This window comes from Phreatobacter sp. (assembly GCF_052440005.1).
In the GTDB taxonomy this organism is placed as follows: domain Bacteria; phylum Pseudomonadota; class Alphaproteobacteria; order Rhizobiales; family Phreatobacteraceae; genus Phreatobacter.
This window is the reverse complement of sequence record NZ_JBQVQL010000024.1, coordinates 30,545-49,921: the sequence shown is the minus strand read 5'-3', so window position 1 is coordinate 49,921 and position 19,377 is coordinate 30,545. Positions and strand designations below refer to the sequence as shown.

General features: G+C 69.5%; 18 protein-coding genes and 1 pseudogene. 14 read left to right on the top strand and 5 right to left on the bottom strand.

Features of this window, described 5'->3' with window-relative positions; all coding sequences use genetic code 11:
* The 8 genes and pseudogenes from ACT6XY_RS08435 to rpmG form a co-directional block, all read left to right on the top strand.
* Positions 1–392 (top strand): annotated as a pseudogene (locus ACT6XY_RS08435) (hypothetical protein); the annotation flags it as partial.
* Positions 393–491: 99 nt separating this feature from the next.
* Positions 492–2,147: a dicarboxylate--CoA ligase PimA gene (gene pimA / locus ACT6XY_RS08430; protein ID WP_444747888.1), complete on the top strand. Its 1,656-nt coding sequence runs from the start codon at positions 492–494 to the stop codon at positions 2,145–2,147.
* Between the two features lie 110 nt (positions 2,148–2,257).
* On the top strand, positions 2,258–3,235 hold the full coding sequence (locus ACT6XY_RS08425; protein WP_444747887.1) for a DMT family transporter: 978 nt from the start codon (positions 2,258–2,260) through the stop codon (positions 3,233–3,235).
* Positions 3,236–3,428: 193 nt separating this feature from the next.
* A complete protein-coding gene (locus ACT6XY_RS08420; protein ID WP_444747886.1) occupies positions 3,429–4,871 on the top strand; it encodes a glucan biosynthesis protein in 1,443 nt (480 codons plus the stop codon).
* The gene (gene mdoH / locus ACT6XY_RS08415) at positions 4,847–7,045 is read left to right on the top strand and encodes a glucans biosynthesis glucosyltransferase MdoH (protein ID WP_444747885.1); all 2,199 of its coding nucleotides are present in this window, start codon (positions 4,847–4,849) and stop codon (positions 7,043–7,045) included. The genes ACT6XY_RS08420 and mdoH overlap by 25 nt, the downstream gene beginning before the upstream one ends.
* A gap of 175 nt (positions 7,046–7,220) precedes the next feature.
* Positions 7,221–8,996, top strand: a complete 1,776-nt coding sequence (locus ACT6XY_RS08410; protein ID WP_444747884.1) for a NirA family protein — start codon at positions 7,221–7,223, stop codon at positions 8,994–8,996.
* Positions 8,993–10,588 carry a sulfite reductase subunit alpha gene (locus tag ACT6XY_RS08405; RefSeq protein ID WP_444747883.1) on the top strand — a complete coding sequence of 532 codons (1,596 nt, stop codon included), beginning with the start codon at positions 8,993–8,995 and terminating at the stop codon, positions 10,586–10,588. Before ACT6XY_RS08410 ends, ACT6XY_RS08405 begins: the two co-directional genes overlap by 4 nt.
* A gap of 147 nt (positions 10,589–10,735) precedes the next feature.
* Entirely contained in the window at positions 10,736–10,903 is a 168-nt protein-coding gene (rpmG, locus tag ACT6XY_RS08400; protein WP_106748247.1) for a 50S ribosomal protein L33, read from the top strand.
* Between the two features lie 121 nt (positions 10,904–11,024).
* Here rpmG and ACT6XY_RS08395 read toward each other — a convergent pair whose 3' ends face one another.
* The 3 genes from ACT6XY_RS08395 to ACT6XY_RS08385 form a co-directional block, all read right to left on the bottom strand.
* Positions 11,025–11,171, bottom strand: coding sequence for a hypothetical protein (locus ACT6XY_RS08395; protein WP_444747882.1), 147 nt, complete (start codon positions 11,169–11,171; stop codon positions 11,025–11,027).
* Between the two features lie 388 nt (positions 11,172–11,559).
* A complete protein-coding gene (locus ACT6XY_RS08390) occupies positions 11,560–12,933 on the bottom strand; it encodes a PleD family two-component system response regulator (RefSeq protein ID WP_444747881.1) in 1,374 nt (457 codons plus the stop codon).
* Positions 12,934–12,948: 15 nt separating this feature from the next.
* Positions 12,949–13,320, bottom strand: a complete 372-nt coding sequence (locus ACT6XY_RS08385) for a response regulator (RefSeq protein WP_106748245.1) — start codon at positions 13,318–13,320, stop codon at positions 12,949–12,951.
* A 94-nt stretch (positions 13,321–13,414) separates the two neighbouring features.
* On the opposite strand from ACT6XY_RS08385, the gene ACT6XY_RS08380 reads away from it, so the two are divergent.
* Both ACT6XY_RS08380 and ACT6XY_RS08375 read left to right on the top strand, forming a co-directional pair.
* Complete coding sequence (locus ACT6XY_RS08380) at positions 13,415–13,717, top strand: DUF3572 family protein (protein WP_444747880.1); 303 nt, start codon at positions 13,415–13,417, stop codon at positions 13,715–13,717.
* A gap of 49 nt (positions 13,718–13,766) precedes the next feature.
* A complete protein-coding gene (locus ACT6XY_RS08375) occupies positions 13,767–15,029 on the top strand; it encodes a DNA polymerase IV (protein ID WP_444747879.1) in 1,263 nt (420 codons plus the stop codon).
* Between the two features lie 5 nt (positions 15,030–15,034).
* Here the strand turns inward: ACT6XY_RS08375 and ACT6XY_RS08370 are convergent, their stop codons facing one another.
* Positions 15,035–15,880 (bottom strand): cell envelope integrity EipB family protein, encoded by an 846-nt coding sequence (locus tag ACT6XY_RS08370; RefSeq protein WP_444747878.1) that lies wholly within the window; start codon positions 15,878–15,880, stop codon positions 15,035–15,037.
* Positions 15,881–16,061: 181 nt separating this feature from the next.
* On the opposite strand from ACT6XY_RS08370, the gene ACT6XY_RS08365 reads away from it, so the two are divergent.
* Genes ACT6XY_RS08365 through ACT6XY_RS08355 form a run of 3 tightly spaced genes read left to right on the top strand, consistent with a single transcriptional unit; the run spans position 16,062 to position 18,467 of the window.
* Positions 16,062–16,520 carry a RidA family protein gene (locus ACT6XY_RS08365; protein WP_444747877.1) on the top strand — a complete coding sequence of 153 codons (459 nt, stop codon included), beginning with the start codon at positions 16,062–16,064 and terminating at the stop codon, positions 16,518–16,520.
* Positions 16,520–17,275, top strand: a complete 756-nt coding sequence (locus ACT6XY_RS08360) for a glycerophosphodiester phosphodiesterase family protein (protein ID WP_444747876.1) — start codon at positions 16,520–16,522, stop codon at positions 17,273–17,275. The genes ACT6XY_RS08365 and ACT6XY_RS08360 overlap by 1 nt, the downstream gene beginning before the upstream one ends.
* Before the next feature lie 10 nt (positions 17,276–17,285).
* Positions 17,286–18,467 carry a GNAT family N-acetyltransferase gene (locus ACT6XY_RS08355; RefSeq protein ID WP_444747875.1) on the top strand — a complete coding sequence of 394 codons (1,182 nt, stop codon included), beginning with the start codon at positions 17,286–17,288 and terminating at the stop codon, positions 18,465–18,467.
* A gap of 10 nt (positions 18,468–18,477) precedes the next feature.
* Here ACT6XY_RS08355 and ACT6XY_RS08350 read toward each other — a convergent pair whose 3' ends face one another.
* The gene (locus tag ACT6XY_RS08350) at positions 18,478–18,810 is read right to left on the bottom strand and encodes a hypothetical protein (RefSeq protein WP_444747874.1); all 333 of its coding nucleotides are present in this window, start codon (positions 18,808–18,810) and stop codon (positions 18,478–18,480) included.
* A 219-nt stretch (positions 18,811–19,029) separates the two neighbouring features.
* Between ACT6XY_RS08350 and ACT6XY_RS08345 the strand changes: the two genes are divergently transcribed.
* Positions 19,030–19,284, top strand: a complete 255-nt coding sequence (locus ACT6XY_RS08345; protein ID WP_444747873.1) for a hypothetical protein — start codon at positions 19,030–19,032, stop codon at positions 19,282–19,284.
* Positions 19,285–19,377: the final 93 nt, after the last annotated feature.

The following is a 19,377-nucleotide window of genomic DNA, read 5'->3' as shown; positions in this document are numbered from 1 at the left end:
TCGCGGCCCTGGTTCCGCCAGCGGCGACCGCATCCCCGCCGGCCTCGGCGCCGGTGCCGGTCCCCTCACCCACCGCCGCGCCCGCGTCACCCGAGGCCGCCGATTCCACTGCCATCCGGACAGAGTTCGGCGTGGACCTTGCGGGCGACCCCTCCATCGACGGCCTGCGCAGCCGCTGGCAGCAACTGCGCGCCCAGCACGGGCCGGTGCTCGAGGGCCTGAGGCCCGTCGTCGCCATCCAGGAAGGCGGCGGTTCCGGCCTCGAACTGCGGCTCGTGGCGGGCCCGCTGTCGAACGCCAACGCCGCCGCCCGGCTCTGCGCGACGCTCACCCTCGCAGGGGTCAATTGCAAACCGACCGTTTTCGACGGACAAAGGCTGGCGCTGCGCTGATAGGCGCGCGCGGCCGCCCGTTGGGCGACCTGTTGCATGGACAACCGAAGAGCGGACAGCGGCCCGGCCGTCGAAGTCTGCCGTCAGGGAGGAATCCGCATGGCATCCAGGCCTTTCGCTTGGGAAAAGTCCTATCCGGCCGGCGTGAGCTGGGACGCGCCCCTCAAGATCACGACCCTCGGCAGGCTCGTGGACGAGGCGACGGTCGCCTTCGCCGAGCGTCCCGCCTTCGAGTTCCGCGACCGCTCGATCACCTATCGTGAGCTCGGCGAGCGGGTGGCGGAGTTCGGCGCCGCGCTGCTGCGGGCCGGGCTCGGGGCAGCCGATACGGTCGGCCTCTACCTGCCGAACATGCCGACCCATCCGATCTGCTTCTTCGGTGCCGCCAAGGCGGGCGTCCGTCTGGTGCACCTGTCGCCGCTCGATGCCGAACGGGTGCTGGCCTACAAGCTGAAGGACGCCGGCGCGCGCACGCTGGTCACCTCCAACATCGCGCCGCTCTTCGGGATGGCGCTGAAGCTGCACGAGCAAGGGCTGGTGGACCGGCTGATCGTCGCCGAGGATTCGGCCTTCGGCGAGTCGGGCCTGCCGACCCTGCCGATCCCCGACAAGCCGGGCATCGTCACCTTCGCCGACTTCGTCGCCGGCGCTATTCCGCCCACCACTTGGCCTGAAGTGGACCCGGAAGACGTGGCGCTGCTGCAGTATACCGGCGGCACCACGGGCATGCCCAAGGGCGCCATGCTCAGCCACAAGAACATCACGGCGGCGGTGTCGATCTACGACGCCTGGCAGCCGGCTCTGCCCTCAGGCGATCCGGCCAAGGACAAGGTCATCCTCGTCCTGCCGCTGTTCCACATCTACGCCCTGACCAGCGTCATGCTGCGGCAGATCACCCGTGGCTCCTGCATGCTGCTGCGCATGCGCTTTGACCCGGACCAGACCTTCGACGACTTCGAGAAGCGGCGGGCGACCATCTTCCCGGGCGTGCCGACCATGTGGATCGCGCTGGTCAACCATCCGCGCTTCGCCACGGCTGATCTCTCATCGCTGATCTACGCCGCCTCGGGCGGCGCGCCGCTGCCGGTGGAAATCGCGCGGCGTTTCGAGCAGCGCGCCGGCTTCCGCCTGACCGGCGGCTGGGGCATGACCGAAACCTCGCCGTCCGGCACCAACGTGCCGAACTACGGCGTGCCGAAGCCGGGGACGATAGGCCTGCCGCTGCCGGGCCTCGAGATGGACATCTGCGCCCTCGACGATCCCCACCGCGTGCTGCCGGCGGGCGAGATCGGCGAAATCCGCATCCGCGGTCCCAACGTCACGCGGGGCTACTGGAACAAGCCGGAGGAGACGAAGGCCTCCTATGCCGACGGTTGGTTCCTGACGGGCGACATCGGCTACATGGACGAGGACGGCTTCTTCTTCATCGTCGACCGGAAGAAGGACATGATCATCTCCGGCGGATTCAACGTCTATCCGCAGATGATCGAGCAGGCGGTCTACGAGCATCCGGCCGTCGCGGAGGTGATCGTGCTCGGCGTGCCTGACGCCTACCGCGGCGAGGCGGCGAAAGCCTTCGTCACCCTCAGGGCCGGCGCCCAACCCTTCACGCTGGAGGACCTTCAGGCCTTCCTGAAGGACAAGGTCGGCCGCCACGAGATGCCGCAGGCGCTGGAGTTCCGGGACTCGCTGCCGAAGACCACGGTCGGCAAGCTGTCGCGTGCCGAATTGCGGAACGAAATCCGGGCAGTCTGACGGCGCCCGGGCAATGCGCCTCCCCTATGTTACCGCCCGGCTTGCCCGGGGGGACCTTCCGTGCTGACAGTGGACGGGCGGAGCGGCGGGCTCCGCCGGAGCAGCGAGCCATGGCGACACCGAGCGAGGCGAGACGCGCCACTCTGCTGCTGCTCGTCATGCCGCTGTTCTTCTCGTCCAACCTCGTCATCGCCCGCGCCATGGGCGATTCCGTGCCGCCCTTCACGCTCGCCCTGCTGCGCTGGGGCGTGGCGGTGCTCATCCTGTTGCCCTTCACCATCGACGGGCTCAGGCAGAGCGCGGCGCTGCTGGCCGCCCATTGGCGGCGAATCGTCCTGCTCGGCTTCCTCGGCATGTGGATCTGCGGCGCCGGCGTCTACTGGGCGCTGGGGCTGACCACGGCCACCAACGGCACGCTGATCTACACGACCTCTCCCATCCTGGTGCTGCTCATCGAGCGCATCGCCTACGGCAAGGCCCTGCCCTGGATGCGGCTCGCCGGCGTGCTTGTGGCGGTGACCGGCGTCGCGGTCATCGTGCTGAAAGGCGATCCCACGGCGCTCGCCCGCCTCGACCTCAACCTCGGCGACCTCGGCATCGCGGCGGCGGCGCTGGCCTGGGCCGTCTATTCGCTGGTGCTGCGCAACGACGGCCTGGCAAGGCTTCCCACCATGCCGCTGTTCACCGCCATCGCCATCGCCGGCGTGGCGACGCTGGCGCCGTTCTCCGCGGCCGAACTGGCGATCGAGGGTGGCTCGCCGCGCACCGTGCACGACTGGGCCGGCGTTTTCGGCCTGGCGCTGTTCTCGGCGGTGGGGGCCTTCTCGCTCTATCAGTACGGGGTGAAGATCGTCGGGCCGGCGGTGACGTCGTGCTTCCTCTATCTGCTGCCGGTCTACGGCGTGGGCATGTCGGTGCTGTTCCTCGGCGAGGCGTTGCACCTGCACCATCTCGCCGGCATGGGGCTGGTGCTCGGCGGGCTCGTCGCCGCAACGCTTCCGCAAGATCTCGTCGCCGGGGTCCGGCGATCCCTGAAGAGCAAATTTGCCGTGCCGGAGAGCCGTTCTCCCCCCTCCTCAACGCCGTAATTTGGGCTATAAGGCCGGGCATTGTTTCGGCTTGCTTCACTCACGCTCACTCCGCCCGGAACACCCGCCGATCACCCACGACATGCCGAGCCGCCGCGACCTTCTTGCATCCCTCCTGGCCGCGCCGGCAGCTTTGACGCTGACCCGATCCGCGAATGCCCAAGGCTCGCCACTGCAGGCGGCGGCCGCCGCCGTGGCCGACGGCCAGCCGATCTCGCGCGACGCGCTGCTCGCCTTCGCCCGCGAGGTGTCGCGGGTGCCCTATCAGGCGCCGCGCGCCGACGTGCCGCGCGCGCTGACGCAGCTCACCCTCGACCAGTATCGCCAGATCCGCATGAAGCCCGACCAGAGGGTCTGGGCCGGCGAGAACCGCGGCTTCACCCTCGACCTGCTGCCGACCGGCAACGTCTTCACCAATCCGGTCAGCATCCGCACGGTGGATGGCGGCATCATCCGCGACAAACGCTTTGCCGGCGACCAATATGATTTCGGCCAGGTTCCGCCGCTGCCGGCGGACGCCGCCGTGCCCTACTCCGGCTTCCGCGCCTATACGGCACTGAACGGCGAGGCACCGACCGATGAGGCCCTGATCTTCCAGGGCGCGAGCCTCTTCCGGTCGCTCGCCAAGGGTCAGGTCTTCGGGGTGATGGCGCGCGGTCTGACGCTCAACGTCGCCGAGGCGCAGGGCGAAGAGTATTCAGCGTTCCGCGCCTTCTGGATCGAACGGCCGGGACCCGGCGCCTCCAGCATCGTCGTGCATGCGCTGCTCGATTCGGACAGCGTCACCGGCCTCTACCGCTTCGCCGTCCGGCCCGGCGACGCCACGGTCTGCGACGTCGAGGTGACGCTGTTCCCGCGCGTCGACCTGCAGCATGTCGGCATCGCCCCGATGACCGCCAACTACCTCTTCGCCCCCAACGACCGGACGGGCGTCGACGACGTGCGCGGCGGCGTCCACGACGCGCAGGGCCTGCAGATCTGGAACGGCAACGGCGAATGGATCTGGCGGCCGGTGACCAACCCGGAGACGCTGCAGGTCGCCGCCTTCGTCGACCAGAACCCGCGCGGCTTCGGCCTCCTCCAGCGGGACCGCCGTTTCGAGGCCTTCAACGACCTGGACGCCCGCTTCGAGCGCCGCCCGAGCGTCTGGATCGAGCCGCTGGGCGAATGGGGCCAGGGCCAGGTGCAACTCGTCGAGATCCCGGTCAACGACGAGATGAACCGCAACATCCTCGCCTACTGGCGGCCGCGGACGCCGCTGGCGCGCGGGGCCGAGCACTTCTTCACCTACCGCATGCACTGGTGCTGGTCACCGCCGGAGCGCCCGGCCTTCGCCTTCGTCTCCTCCACCCGGACGGGGCGCGGCCAGGGCGGCGGGCGGCGGCGGCGATTCCTGGTCGACTTCTCCTCCGAGGACTTCGCCGATCCGGCCAAGGCCGCAGGCCTGAGGGCCAATCTCACGAACCAGCGCGGGCGCATCGCCAATGTCGACGGCCGGCTCGTGCCGGAACTGAGGCTCTACCGAGTCGCTTTCGATCTTGACCCGGAGACGGGCAATCAGGTGGAACTCAGGCTCGTGCTCGAGCGCGAGGGACAGGCCCAAAGCGAGACATGGCTCTATCGATGGACGCCCTGACAGACCGGCCCGTGGCCCCGCCCGCCCAGCGGGAGCGCACGGCCATGCCGGCGCAGGCCCCTCTCGCCATGCCGGCCCAGTCGCTGCGGCGGTGGACCGATGCCGAGCGGCGCCCGCTGAAAGCCCCCGGATTGTGGCGCACCCCGTGGTTCTCCCGCCTCGTCGCCTTCGGCGGCATGGCGGTGATCACGGCCGCCGGCGGCTGGCAGATGTACAAGGTGGTCGAGGCCGGCGGCGTGACGCTGCTGGAGTGGGCCTTCCTCGCCTTCTTCGTCGTCAACTTCTCCTGGATCGCGCTGGCCTTCACCACCGGCCTGCTGGGTCTCGCCGACCTGCTGGTCCACGGCCTCAACCGCAAGCCCGACCTGCCTCCGGCGCTCAAGGAGCGGACGGCGGTGGTCATGCCGATCTACAACGAGAGCCCGGCGCGGGTCTTCGGCACGGTCCAGGCGATCGCCGAGGACGTGCTCGCCACCGGCCACGGCGCCTCCTTCGACTTCTTCTTCCTCTCCGACACCACCGACCCGGACATCTGGATCGCCGAGGAGCGGTCATATGTGGCGCTGCGCGAGCGGCTGCCCGACATCGCCATCTATTACCGCCATCGGCCGAAGAACACGGCCCGCAAGGCCGGCAACATCGCCGACTTCGTCACGCAGTGGGGCGGCAACTACGCCCACATGATCGTGCTGGACGCCGACAGCCTGATGACCGGCGAGACGATCGTCGCCCTGGCCGACGCGATGGAGAAGGACCCGGACGCCGGCATCATCCAGACCCTGCCGCGCCTCATCAACCGCAACACGCTCATCGCCCGCCTGCAGCAGTTCGCGGCGCGCGTCTACGGCCCGGTCTGTGCCGCCGGCCTCGCGGTCTGGTCGGGCCGGGACAGCAACTACTGGGGCCACAACGCCATCATCCGCATGGAGGCCTTCGCCTCCTCGGCCGGCCTGCCGGACCTGCCGGGCAAGCCCCCCTTCGGCGGCCACATCCTCAGCCACGACTTCGTCGAGGCCGGCCTCATCCGCCGGCGCGGCTATGCCGTCTACATGCTGACGCGGCTCGACGGCTCCTACGAGGAGAGCCCGCCCTCGCTGATGGACCTCGCCATCCGCGACCGGCGCTGGTGCCAGGGCAACCTGCAGCACAGCCGCGTCATCGGCGCCAAGGGCCTCCACTGGGCGACGCGCCAGCACCTCGCCACCGGCATCATGAGCTATGTGTCGAGCCCGCTCTGGCTCATCCAGCTCCTCATCGGCCTGTTCCTCGCCCTGCAGGCGGCGTTCATCCGACCCGAGTATTTCACCAACCAGTTCACCCTCTTCCCTGCCTGGCCGGTGTTCGACTCCGAGCGCGCCTTCAAGCTCTTCCTCATCACCATGGGGATCTTGCTGGCGCCGAAGGTGTTCGGCTGGTTCGTGACGCTGGTGAACGGCCCTGCCCGGCGCGGCTGCGGCGGCGCCATCATGCTGACGCTCTCGACGCTGCTCGAGATCATCCTCTCGGCGCTCATCGCGCCCGTGATGATGCTGATCCAGGCGAGCTCGGTCTCGTCGATCATGTCCGGCCGCGATACCGGCTGGAAGACGCAGCGCCGCGACGACGGCTCGATTCCCTTCCGGGCGATCGTCGAGCGCCACTGGCGCCACACTGCCCTCGGCGTCATCGCCGCCATCGCCGCCTTCTCGATCTCGCCCTACATCTTTGCCTGGATGTCGCCCACCATCATCGGCCTGTGGCTCGCCATCCCGACCTCCTGGGCTTCGGCCTCGGCGACGATCGGCTGGAGCCTGCGGCGCCTGAGCCTCCTCCTCATCCCGGAGGAATATGCACCGCCCCCCATCGCGGAACGGGCCTTCCACCTCGGCAAGGAGTTTGAGGCCCTGGCGCTGGAGGACGGCAAGGCGCTCGACCTCGTCCATGGCGATGCCGGGTTCCGCGACCTGCACCAGCACATCATCCAGGTGCCGCCGCCGCGGGTGCGCGGCAAGGTGGACACCGACCGCGTCATCGCGGAGGCCAAGCTCACCGATGCCCAGTCCATCGAGGACGCGCGGCAGTGGCTCTCGGGCCGCGAGGCCATGCTCGTCCTGCACGACCGCGCGCTGATCGCGCTGCTCGCCGCCCTGCCCCATGCCCAGCAGGCGGAGCCGGAGCGGGCGGCGCAAAATTAGGCGCTTGCCCCGCGCGCGCCTAATCCGGGGGCATGCGCGAGGGCCTCATGGCCCATGATCCGTGGCCCGATACCGCTCACCGCTGCAGGGGGAATGGCACTGCCCTTGCATGATGATTGGCAGCTCGAACAGCCGCCAATGACGCCGGCTCCCTCGCCTTTCGCACGGGAAACGGATGTCACAGGACTTCAGCGCGGAACAGAAGCGCTTTCTCGAAGGATTTGTCGCAGGAGCGGCCGCCTCCCAGGTGGTTGGCGCAGCTGCGCCCGCCGCGGCGGTGCCGAGCGGCCCTGACGCGCCGCACCTCCTCGCCCAGGACGCCCAGGTGAAGGCCGGGGGCAAGCTCACTGATCCGGAGAAGTGGAAGCGCGACGAACACCCCTTCGACGCCTGGCAGCGGCTGACGACGGAGACGGCGACCGGCAAGCTGCCGGGCCCCGCCGACAACTTCCGCTGGCGCTACTTCGGCCTGTTCAACGTCGCCCCGGCGCAGGACAGTTTCATGCTGCGCATGCGCCTGCCCAACGGCATCCTGAAGGCGCATCAGCTCGCCGGCTGTGCCCGCCTTGCCGAGACCTATGGTGGCGGGTCGCTGGCAGTGACCACCCGCGCCAACCTGCAGATGCGCGAGATCCGGCCGGAGAACGCCAAGCCGCTGCTGGAAGAACTCATGGACCTCGGCATCGTCGCCCGCGGCTCGGGCGCCGACAACATCCGCAACGTGACGGGATCGCCGCTCGCCGGCATCGACCCGCAGGAACTCCTCGACACCCGGCCGCTCGCCCGCGACTGGCACTTCCACATCCTCAACAGCCGCGTACTCTACGGCCTGCCGCGCAAGTTCAACGTCTCCTTCGACGGGGCGGGCCTGTCACCGGCGCTCGAGGAGACCAACGACATCGGGTTCCAGGCGGTGCGGGTGCCGGACGGCGGGGCCGCGCCGGCCGGCATCTGGCTGCGCATCGTCCTCGGCGGTATTTCCGGCCACCGCGACCTCGCCCGGCCTACCGGCGCCTTCTGCCGCCCGGAGGAAGCGACCGCCATCGCCGACGCCATCATCCGCGTCTTCATCGACCATGGCGACCGCACCAACCGCAACCGCGCGCGGCTGAAATACGTGCTGGACGCCTGGGGCTTCGACCGCTTCGTCGCCGCCGTCGAGGAGAAGCTCGGCCGCTCCCTCGTGCGCATCGCCGAACAGTACGTGGCACCGCGGCTCCCGACGGACCGCTACGCCCATGTCGGGGTGCATCCCCAGAAGCAACCGGGCCTCAACTGGGTCGGCGTCGTCATGCCGGTCGGCAAGCTGACGCGCCTCCAGGCGGAGGGGCTCGCGGCCATCGCCGCCGAATGCGGTGACAGCGACGTCAGGCTGACCGTCTGGCAGAACCTGATCCTCTCCGGCGTTGCGGACGCGCGTGTCGCCGAGGTCGAGGCGCGCATCGCCGCGCTCGGGCTCTCGACCACGGTCACGCCGATACGGGCCGGGCTCGTCGCCTGCACCGGCAATGCCGGCTGCAAGTTCGCCGCGGCCGACACCAAGCGGCACGCCATGGAGATCGCGGCCCACGTGGAGGCGCGGGTCGCCATCGACGTGCCGGTGAACATCCACCTGACCGGCTGCCACCATTCCTGCGCCCAGCACTATATCGGCGACATCGGCCTCATCGGGGCGCGCGTACCGGTCAATGCCGATGGCGACACGGTGGAGGGATACGACGTCGCGGTCGGCGGGGGCTTCGCGGAGAATGCCCGCATCGGCCGCATGCTGTGGAAGGGCGTCAAGGCAGAGGACGCGCCCCGTCATGTGGAAGCGCTGCTGAGGGCCTATCTCGCCCATCGCGCGGGGCCCGCGGAAGGGTTCCAGGCCTTCACCATCCGGCAGGAGACCGAAGCGCTCGAAGGCCTGGTGGCGCCCTACCTCTCCCCCCTCAAGGAGGCGGCGGAATGAGCGTCGTGCCCCCACCTGCCGCCTTCTCCCTGATCCCGGAAACCGCGCCCTTCAGCCCGGAGCAGCGGCAATGGCTCTCAGGCTTTTTCGCCGCCGCCCTCGCACCGCTCGTGCCGGCGGGAGGCGCCCTGCCCGCCCCGACGGCAGCCGCGCCGGCGGGAGACCTCGCCTGCAACGACGACGCACCATGGCATGACCCTGCCATGGCTCTCGCCGACCGGATGGCGCTCGCCGACGGCAAGCCCATCGCGCCGCGGCTCATGGCGGCCATGGCGCAGCAGGACTGCGGCCAGTGCGGCTACAACTGCGCGGACTACGCCAACGCCCTGGCGGTCAAGACGGAGGAAAGGCTCAATCTCTGCGTCCCCGGCGGCAAGGAAACGCTCCGCATGCTGAAGGCGCTGGCGGCGGAGATCGGCTCGGCCGCTCCGGCGGGTGCGCCGGAACCCTCCGCATCTGCGCCCGCTCCGGCGGCCCTCCCCGGCAGGTCGCGGGAGGCGCCGGTGGCCGTGCCCTTCCTGTCACGCCGCCGGCTCACTGGCGTCAGGTCGGAGAAGGAGACCTACCACGTCGAGTTCAACCTTGCGGAAGCGGGCCTCGACTACGTCGCGGGCGACGCGCTCGGTGTCTTCCCCACCAACGAACTCGGCCTCGTCGACCAGATCATCGCCATGCTCGGCGCCTCGCCCCTCGCCCCGGTCCGCGGCCGCACGCTGCGCGCCGTGCTCGCCGAGGATGTCTCGCTGTCGCCGGCCCCCGACAGCCTGTTCGAACTCGTGTCCTTCCTCACCGGCGGCGCGCAGCGCGAGAAGGCGCGGGCGCTGGCCCGCGGGGAGGATCCGGACGGTGATGCAGCCCACCTCGACGTCCTCGCCGTACTCGGCAAGTTTCCGGCGGCGCGGCCCCATCCGGAGGCCTTTGTCGAGGCTCTGGAGCCGCTGCAGCCACGGCTGTACTCCATCTCGTCCTCGCCGAAAGCCGTTCCCGGCCGGGTCAGCCTCACCGTCGATGCGGTGCGCTACGTGATCGGCAAGCGGCGCCGGCTCGGCGTCGCCTCCACCTTCCTCGGGGAGCGCGCGGCCGAGGGCGGCCCTGTCCGGGTCTACTTGCAGCGCGCCCACGGCTTCGGGCTGCCGGCGGACCCGTCCCTTCCCGTCATCATGGTCGGGCCCGGCACCGGCGTGGCGCCGTTCCGCGCCTTCCTGCAGGACAGGGCGGCGGATGGTGCGCCCGGGCCGAACTGGCTCTTCTACGGCCACCAGCGGCAGGCGACCGACTTCTTCTACGCCGACGAACTCGCCGCACTGAAGGCCTCCGGCGTGCTGACGCGCCTGTCCCTCGCCTGGTCGCGCGACGGCACCGAAAAGATCTACGTCCAGGACCGCATGCGCGAGACCGGCGCCGAACTCTGGCGCTGGCTGGAGGCCGGCGCCCATTTCTACATCTGCGGCGACGCCAAGCGCATGGCAAAGGACGTGGAGGCGGCCCTCGTCGACGTCGTCGCCACCCATGGCGCCCTCAGCGCAGACGCAGCGGTGGCCTATGTGCAGGCGATGAAGAAGGCGGGGCGCTACCAGGCCGACGTCTACTGAGCGGGAAGGCCCCCGAAACGCCCCCATCGCCTTGACAAGGCGGCATCGACCTGTCACATCGGCCGCAACCAGCCGGCGGCGACGCGGCGGGCATATGCCTGCTGTTCCCAAGGCCCGACCCGTTCACCGACCTTTCGAGGACTTGCCATGGCCAAGGCCGCCACCATCAAGATCAAGCTGATCTCGACCGCCGACACCGGCTACTTCTACACCGCGAAGAAGAACTCGCGGACCATGACCGACAAGCTGACCAAGAAGAAGTACGACCCGGTCGCGCGCAAGCACGTCGAGTTCAAGGAAGCCAAGATCAAGTGATCGGGCGGTCGGCATCGCCGATCGAGGTTTCAGACGGCCCCTTCGGGGCCGTTTTTCGTTTGCGAGGTGATCTGTCGGAGAACAGGCCCACGTCCGCCGGCGGCCGGCCTGCCCCATGCGTTCAGCCGTGCTGGCCGAACTTGGCGTACCAGGTGACGAGGCCGACGAGGACCAGGAGGCCGAGGAAGAACAGGACGGCGACTGTCTGCTGGAGGGGCGTTGCCGGCAGCTTCTTCGGTCCGATATCGTCCTGCTGTGGATCACTCATGGTCCGTCCCGTCTCAGAGCCAGCACCATGGCCGATCGCTGCCACCGCCGGCAAGCACGGCGCGGCGGCGACTGCGGGGATCGATGCGGGTTCGGAAGTTCCCTGTTCGGGCAAGGTGGCCGGCCGGGCCAACGGCAAAGCGGAGAGGCCATCCGCGCCGAACCCGACCGGCCGACCCTACGGTTCCCAGGAGATGCGGCGGACCTGAGTGCACGCAGGGTTTCGATCAGGCCGACGCTGAACTCCCCGAGAGGAGGTCACAGCCTGATCTGCCCCTAACCCTAGTCCCGGGCCGGCAGGTCTTCAACGGTTTCACAGAAGAACTGCCGGTAAACCGTTCCTTAACCTGAAGAAACAAGGTTTACCGTCAGGGTAAACGCTGGCCGCGTCAGGCCGCGTCGAGCACGACCCGGTTGCGGCCGTCGCGCTTGGCGCGATAGAGCGCCTGGTCGGCGCGCTTCAGGATCACATCGGCGTCCACGTCGCTGCCCTGGCGCTGGGCCATGCCGATGGAGACGGTCACATCGATGGCGCGCGCGCCCTTGTTGATGGGAAACGGATCACCGGCGACACGGTTGCGGATGCGCTCGGCGACGATGGAGGCGACGCCCGCATCCGTGTCCGGCATGATCACCACGAACTCCTCGCCGCCGAGACGGCAGACGAGGTCGATGCCGCGCACGCTCTTGCGCAGGCGCTGGGCGAACTCACGCAGCACCTCGTCGCCCGCGTCGTGGCCGTAGGTGTCGTTGACCGCCTTGAAGTAGTCGATGTCGAGAACGAGCACCGAGAGCGGCTTGCCGCGCATGGAGGCCTGTTCGACCAGCGTCCCGAGGTGGCTCTCCATGTAGCGGCGGTTGTGGAGGCCCGTCAGGCCGTCGGTGATGGCCATTTCCATCGACTGCTGGACATTGTCGCGCAGGCGCGCCGTGTAGCGCTTCTTGCGCACCTGGGTGCGCACGCGCGCCGCCATCTCGTTGCGGTCGATCGGGCGCATCAGATAGTCGTTGGCGCCGATGTCGAGGCTGCGCAGGAGCCGCGCCTCGTCCTCGGGCTCGGCCACAACGAGCACCGGCAGGCCGCGGGTGCGGTCGAGGGTTCGCAATTGCGAGCAGAGGCGCAGCGGGTCGAAGTCGGAGAGGCCGAGCGACACCATGACGAGGTCGTAGTCGCCTTCGGCAGCGCGGAACAGCGCCTCCTGCGGCCGGGTCTCGACCTCCACCTGGTGGTGGTTGCGCAGCGCCTGGGCGATTCGCTCGTGGGAGGACGCGCGGTCGTCGACGACGAGAATGCGGCCGTCGAGCCCGCTCTCGGACACCGCCTCGAGCAGCGGGTCGCGCATGCCGATCTCGCGCGACGTCACGGCGCGCATGCGCAGCTCGTCCTGCATCATCTTCAGGCGGACGAGGGAGCGCACGCGGGTGACGAGGGCGAAGTCGTTGACGGGCTTGGTGAGGAAGTCGTCGGCCCCGGCCTCGAGGCCCTTCACCCGGTCGGCCGGCTGGTCCAGCGCGGTGACCATGATGACGGGGATGTGGTGGGTCGCCGGATTGGCCTTCAGGCGGCGGCAGGTCTCGAAGCCGTCCATGCCCGGCATCATCACGTCGAGGAGGACGATGTCGCACTGGGCGCGTTCGCAGATGGAGAGCGCCTCGGGCCCGGAACTCGCCGTGACCACGTCGAAATATTCGGCCGAGAGCCGCGCTTCCAGCAGCTTCACATTGGCGAGGATGTCATCGACGACCAGAACGCGTGCGGTCATGGCAGTGTGTCCCCCTCACGCCGCGCCGAGAAAGTGGCGGACGGTCTCGATGAACTTGTTCACGGAAATGGGCTTCGAGAGATAGGCCTCGCAGCCGCCGGCGCGGATGCGCTCCTCGTCGCCCTTCATGGCGAAGGCGGTGACGGCGATGACCGGAATGTGCCGAATCGTCTCGTCCTCCTTGATCCAGCGCGTGACGTCGAGGCCGGAGACCTCGGGCAGCTGGATGTCCATGAGGATGAGGTCAGGATGGTGCTCGCGGGCGAGCGAGAGGGCTTCCGTCCCGTTGCGGGTCTGGATCGTCCGGTAGCCGTTGGCTTCCAGGAGATCGTGGAAGAGCTTCATGTTGAGCTCGTTGTCTTCCACGATCATGACGGTTTTCGACATCGACCACTCGCATTTCCCGAACGGCCGCGGATGGTTGCCGGACCTTGACGGATAGCCCACAAGCTAGCGCCAAATCCTTTCAAAAGGACAAACCATGACGTTGCGTCCGCATGAACGAAACAGGGCCGCCGCCGAGGACATCGCCGCCCGCGCCCTCGCCTTCCTCGCCGCCGACGAGGAGCGCCTCACCCGTTTCGCGGCGCTGGCCGGCATCGATCTCGGGCAGATCCGCGAGATCGCCGGGCAGCCCGGGTTCCTGGCGGCGGTGATGGAGCACCTGATGGGGGACGAGCCCATGCTGCTCGCCTTCGCCGCGGAGGAAGGAGTGAAGCCGGAGGTCGTCGTCAGGGCCGCCCACGCGCTGGGTGCAGGTCCCTGGGAGCGGGACCACGCCTGATGCCAAAAGTCCCCTTGAAGCGGCACGCCTTCGCGTCCACGGTCCTGCCATGGCCGCCCTCGCCTTCTGCCGCGACTGCCTGACCGAAGCTGCGTCTGGCGCGCTTCGCTGCCGCGCCTGCGGGTCGCCGCGCATCGCCCGCCACGATGAGCTCGGCACCCTGTCGATCGCCCATGTCGACTGTGACGCCTTCTATGCGGCGGTGGAGAAGCGCGACGATCCGAGCCTCGTCGACAAGCCACTCATCATCGGCGGGGGCCGGCGCGGCGTCGTCTCCACCTGCTGCTACGTGGCGCGAATCCACGGCGTCCGCTCGGCCATGCCCATGTTCAAGGCCCTGCAGCTGTGCCCCGAGGCCGTGGTCATCAAGCCGAACATGGAGAAATATGTCGGTGTCGGCAGGCAGGTTCGCCAGGCCATGCGGGCGCTGACCCCGCTGGTGGAGCCGCTGTCGATCGACGAGGCCTTCCTCGACCTCACCGGCACCGAGCGGCTGCACGGGGCGCCGCCCGCCGTGGTGCTGGCCCGCTTCGCCCGGAGCGTCGAGAAGGAGATCGGCATCACCGTGTCGGTCGGGCTCTCCTACAACAAGTTCCTCGCCAAGATCGCCTCCGACATGGACAAGCCGAGGGGCTTTGCCGCCATCGGCCGGGCCGAGGCGCTGGATTTCCTGGGCTCGAAGCCGGTCTCGCTCATCTGGGGCGTCGGGCGTGCAACGCAGGAGGCGCTGGAACGGGAGGGTTTCAGGCTGATCGCCGACCTCAGGCGGCTGGACGAGGGCGACCTGATGCACCGGTTCGGCGCCATGGGGCTGCGGCTGGCCCGGCTCAGCCGCGGCGTCGACGACCGGCGCGTCTCACCCGACGAGGAAACCAAGTCGATCTCGGCCGAGACCACCTTCGACACCGACATCCGCGATGCCAGGACACTGGAGAAGAAGCTGTTCCTGCTCTGCGAGAAGGTCTCGGCACGGGCCAAGGCGCAGGGCTTCGCGGGCACCACCGTGACGCTGAAGCTGAAGACGGCGGACTTCAAGATCCGCACCCGCTCGCGGGCCCTACCCTCTCCGACCCTCCTCGCCGCCCGGCTGTTCGAGGTGGGCCGCGACATGCTGGTGAAGGAGGCCGACGGCACGGCCTACCGGCTCATCGGCATCGGCATGTCCGAACTGACCGATCCGGCCAAGGCCGACCCCGCGGACCTCGTCGATCCCTCCATCGCCCGCTCGGTCAAGGTCGAGGGCGCCGTCGACGCCCTGCGCACCCGCTTCGGCAAGGCGGCAGTGGTGAAAGGGATCACCTTCGACGACTGAAGCCCTCAGGGCCGCGTGCAGGCCGTCTCCGGCTGCCATTCGAGGCTTGCCAGGTCGCCGCGCAGCGAGAACTCGCCGTAATGGATGACGAGCTGGCGCGAGACGCCGTTCTCGTAGAGTTCGAAGGCGATGGAATAGGCCGGGTTGGGGCTGTCGCGGCCGTCCTCGAAATAGCTGATCGTCACCGGCCAGCGGGCGAGTGCCGCGAGCTTCGGGTCGCGGGCGGCCACCTCCACCTCGCCGGCGCCCGGCGCGATGCGCCGGCCGATGATGGCGGTGGCGTTGTAAAGCTTCTCGCCGGTTTCGGCGCCGTCATAGACCTTCACCTCGAGAATGGTGCGGCCCTCGCGGGCGGCCTCGACGAGGCGGATGAGGTGCTCCGTCGGGAAGATCGCGGCGCGGTCGATCTGGCGGGTCAGTTCGCGCGGCCGCCGGACCGCGACGTTCACGGCGTCCGGGCCGCGCGTCGCCGTGCCGTCCGTCTCGGTCTGGGCGGCGCCGTTGTGGCTGGAGCGCGAGGTGAAGCGGAAGCCCGAGCCGTCGCCTTCCTCGAAATGGGCGGTGCGCACGTCCATGACCAGGCGGTTGCCGTTCATGCTGAGCTCGACCACCTGGCGGAACGAGGTGGTGAAGCCCTCGCAGCGATTGCCCGCCGTATCGAAGAGAATGCGCCCGCGGGCCTGGTCGAGGCCGCGGGCGGCCCGGCGGGTGTCGAGGCTGAGGTCGTAGACGGCCCGGTGGGGCGCAAGAACGGCAGGAGCGGCCGCCTGGGCCGAGGCCGAACTTCCGCCGGATCCCGAGAGAACGAGTGCCGCGAAGACGGCGGCAAGGGCGGGGCGGACGGCGGGCATCGGGCGAACTCCTGGCGGCGAACCGGCGGAATCGGCCGCACGGCGGCCCTCGGCATCGCAGCATAGAGAGGCCGGGACAGGGCGACAACGCGGCATGGTCGTGTCGCGCCGCGGCGCCTTGCCCCGGCAGTCTGGTTGGGGCAGGTTCCGCGGCGTCCCTCCCGCCGCCCGAGGTTTTCCGATGTCCACCATTGCCGCCCGCCTTGCCGAACTGGGCATCGTCCTGCCGAACCCGGTGGCGCCGATCGCCAACTACGTGCCCTTCGTACGTTCCGGAACCCTGCTGGTGGTCTCCGGCCAGATCTCCCTGGGACCGGACGGCCTGATGGCCGGCAAGCTCGGCGGCGGCGTCTCCATCGAGGAGGGGCAGAAGGCGGCCCGCCAGTGCGGCCTCAACGTCATCGCGCAGATCCAGTCGGCCGTCGGCAATCTCGACAACGTCATCCGCATCGTCCGCCTCGGCGGCTTCATCAACTGCACGCCGGACTTCCTCGACGCGCCGAAGGTGATGAACGGCGCGTCCGACCTGATGGTCGAGGTGTTCGGCGACAAGGGCCGCCATGCCCGCTCCACCATCGGCGTCGCGGCCCTGCCCGCCAACGCCGCGGTCGAGGTCGAGGCCATGGTCGAGATCGCCTGATGGCGGGCCGCGGCGATCTCGGCTGGCTGACGGCGCGTCCCATCGCCCATCGCGGGCTGCACGGGCTTGCGCCGGGCGTGGTCGAGAATTGCCCGCGGGCCTTCGAGGCCGCCATCGCCGGCCGCTACGCCATCGAATGCGACGTGCAGCCGACCGCGGACGGCGATGCCGTCGTCTTCCACGACGGCACGCTCGACCGCCTGACGCAGGCCGGCGGCCGGGTCGACGCCCTGCCGGCGGCGGCGCTGAAGGCCCTCGCCTTCAAGACGACCGGCGACCGGATGATCACGCTCTCCGAGCTCTTCGCCCTGGTCGCCGGCCGGGTGCCTCTGGTCGTCGAGATCAAGTCGGAGTTCGACGGCAAGCTCGGGCTCACCAGAACGGTCGCGGCGCTCGCCGCCGCCTATGCCGGACCGGTGGCGCTGATGTCCTTCGATCCGGGCCCGATCGCCTGGCTGAAGGAGAATGCGCCGGGTCTCGTGCGCGGCATCGTCGCCGAGTCCCACTATGCCGGCGCGCATTGGGCCCGGCTGCCCGCCGCCATGCGGACCGACCTCGCCGCCCTCGGCCACATGGAGCGGACAGACCCGGACTTCCTCTCCTGGCGGGTTGCGGACCTGCCGAGCGTCGCCACCGAGCGCTACCGCGGCTCGCTGCAGCGGCCGGTCATCTGCTGGACGGTCAGGACGGATGACGAGCGTGTGATCGCCGCCCGTCACGCCGATCAGGTGACCTTCGAGGGCTATCTCGCCTAAGCTCCGGAACATGAGTTCCATGCCCTTCACCCTCCGCGTCGCCACCAGCATCGCGGACATTCCGGCTCAAGTCTGGAACGCTTGCGCGGCGGACGAGGCGGGCCACGTCGACCCCTTCCTCGACCACGCCTTCTTCCTCAGCCTCGAGGAGTCGCGCTCCGCCGTCCGCGAGACCGGCTGGCTCGGCCACCACCTCATCCTCGAGCGTGGCGGCGAGATCGCGGGCGTCATGCCCTGCTACCTGAAGAGCCACTCGCGCGGCGAGTATGTCTTCGACGGGGGCTGGGCCGAGGCCTACGAGCGGGCCGGCGGGCGCTACTACCCGAAACTTCAGGTGAGCGTGCCCTTCACGCCCGCCACCGGCCGGCGGCTGCTGGTGCGCCCCGGGGCCGAAGCCGATCTCGCCCGCACCGCCCTGGTCCAGGGCGCGGCGCAGGTGACGCTGCAGTCGGGGGTCTCGTCGCTGCACGTCACCTTCTGCCGCGAGGACGAATGGGAGCTGATGGCGGCGGCCGGTTATCTCCAGCGCACCGACACCCAGTTCCACTTCGAGAACGAGGCCTACGGGACCTTCGACGACTTCCTCGCCGCCCTGTCCTCGCGCAAGCGCAAGGTGATCCGCCGCGAGCGGCGTGAGGCCCTGGAGGGGCGTGGCATCACCATCCGCTGGCTCACCGGCGCGGAGCTCACGGAGGCGGTCTGGGAGCGGTTCTACGAGTTCTACATGGACACCGGCTCGCGCAAATGGGGCAGGCCCTACCTCACCCGTGCCTTCTATTCACTGATCGGCGAGCGCATGGCCGATCGCATCCTGCTGGTGATGGCGGAACGGGAGGGCCGCTATGTCGCCGGCGCCATCAACTTCATCGGCCGGGAGGTGCTCTATGGTCGCCACTGGGGCGCGGTGGAAGAGCATCCCTTCCTGCATTTCGAGGTCTGCTACTACCAGGCCATCGACTATGCGATCCTCCACGGGCTGAAACGCGTGGAGGCGGGCGCCCAGGGCGAACACAAGCTCGCGCGCGGCTACCGGCCGGCGACGACCCGCTCCGCTCACTTCATCGCCGACCGCGGACTGCGCCGCGCCGTCGACGACTATCTCGCGCGCGAGCGCAGCTATGTGGCCGAGGCGGTCGAGGAGCTGGGCGCGATGACGCCGTTCCGGCGCGGCATCCCCGACGAGCAGGACTGACCGGCAGGTCTCACAGATCGACCCCGCCGAGGCCCTCGGCGATGCTGCCGACGACGCTGCCGACCCCCGAAGCGATGGAGCCGACGGTTTCGACGGCCCCGGATGCGATGGCTCCGCCGGTCTCGAAGGCGCTGCCGGCGAGGGTCCCGGCGGTCTGGGTGACGCTGGCTGCGGCCGAGGCGGTGGCCTGGCCGGCCGAAGTGACGGCGGTACCGACCACGTCGAGCACGTTCGTCGCGAGATCGGCAACGTCGAACCACGAGCCGGATTCCGCCGCCTTCTTCTGCTCTTCCTCCTGCTGCGCCGCGGCGGCCGCGGCCGCAGCGGGATCGGGCATGGTCATGGTGGTCTCCCGAGGGACGGTGGTGACAGGACGAAACTCGCCGGGCCGCGTTTCACCGGGATGGCGCGGGACCCGTCCGAATGTGACGCGGAATCGGCCCGGCTGCCAATGTGAACGCGGGCTAAACCGCGCGATATCGGCGGTTCAGCATGGGAGGACGAGGATGCAAACACGAACCGCCCGAGACGGTTCGCCCAAGGTCCACAAGGAGACACCGCCATGATCCATCGTCGTTCGTTCTTCACCGCCCTCGGTGCCGGCGTCGCCGCCACGGCGCTTGCCGCCGCCGCCGCGCAGGCCGCCCCCCTCGCCACCGTGGCTGGGGACTCTCTCTCCACCGAGACCGTCGCCACCCCGGTCCCTGCCGAGCCGCTCGAGATGCGTCGCCATGCCCGCCGCCGTGTCCGCCGCGTGGTGCGTCGCAGCCGCCGCCGGACCCGCCGCATCGTGCGCCGCGCCCGCCGCCGGAGCTGAGAGCTTCCCGCGCCCGGCGACACGACCTCGGTCGCCGGGCGTCGATCTTCAGAAACAGTCCCCTGACACGTTTGGAAACGAAGCGGCTTGACG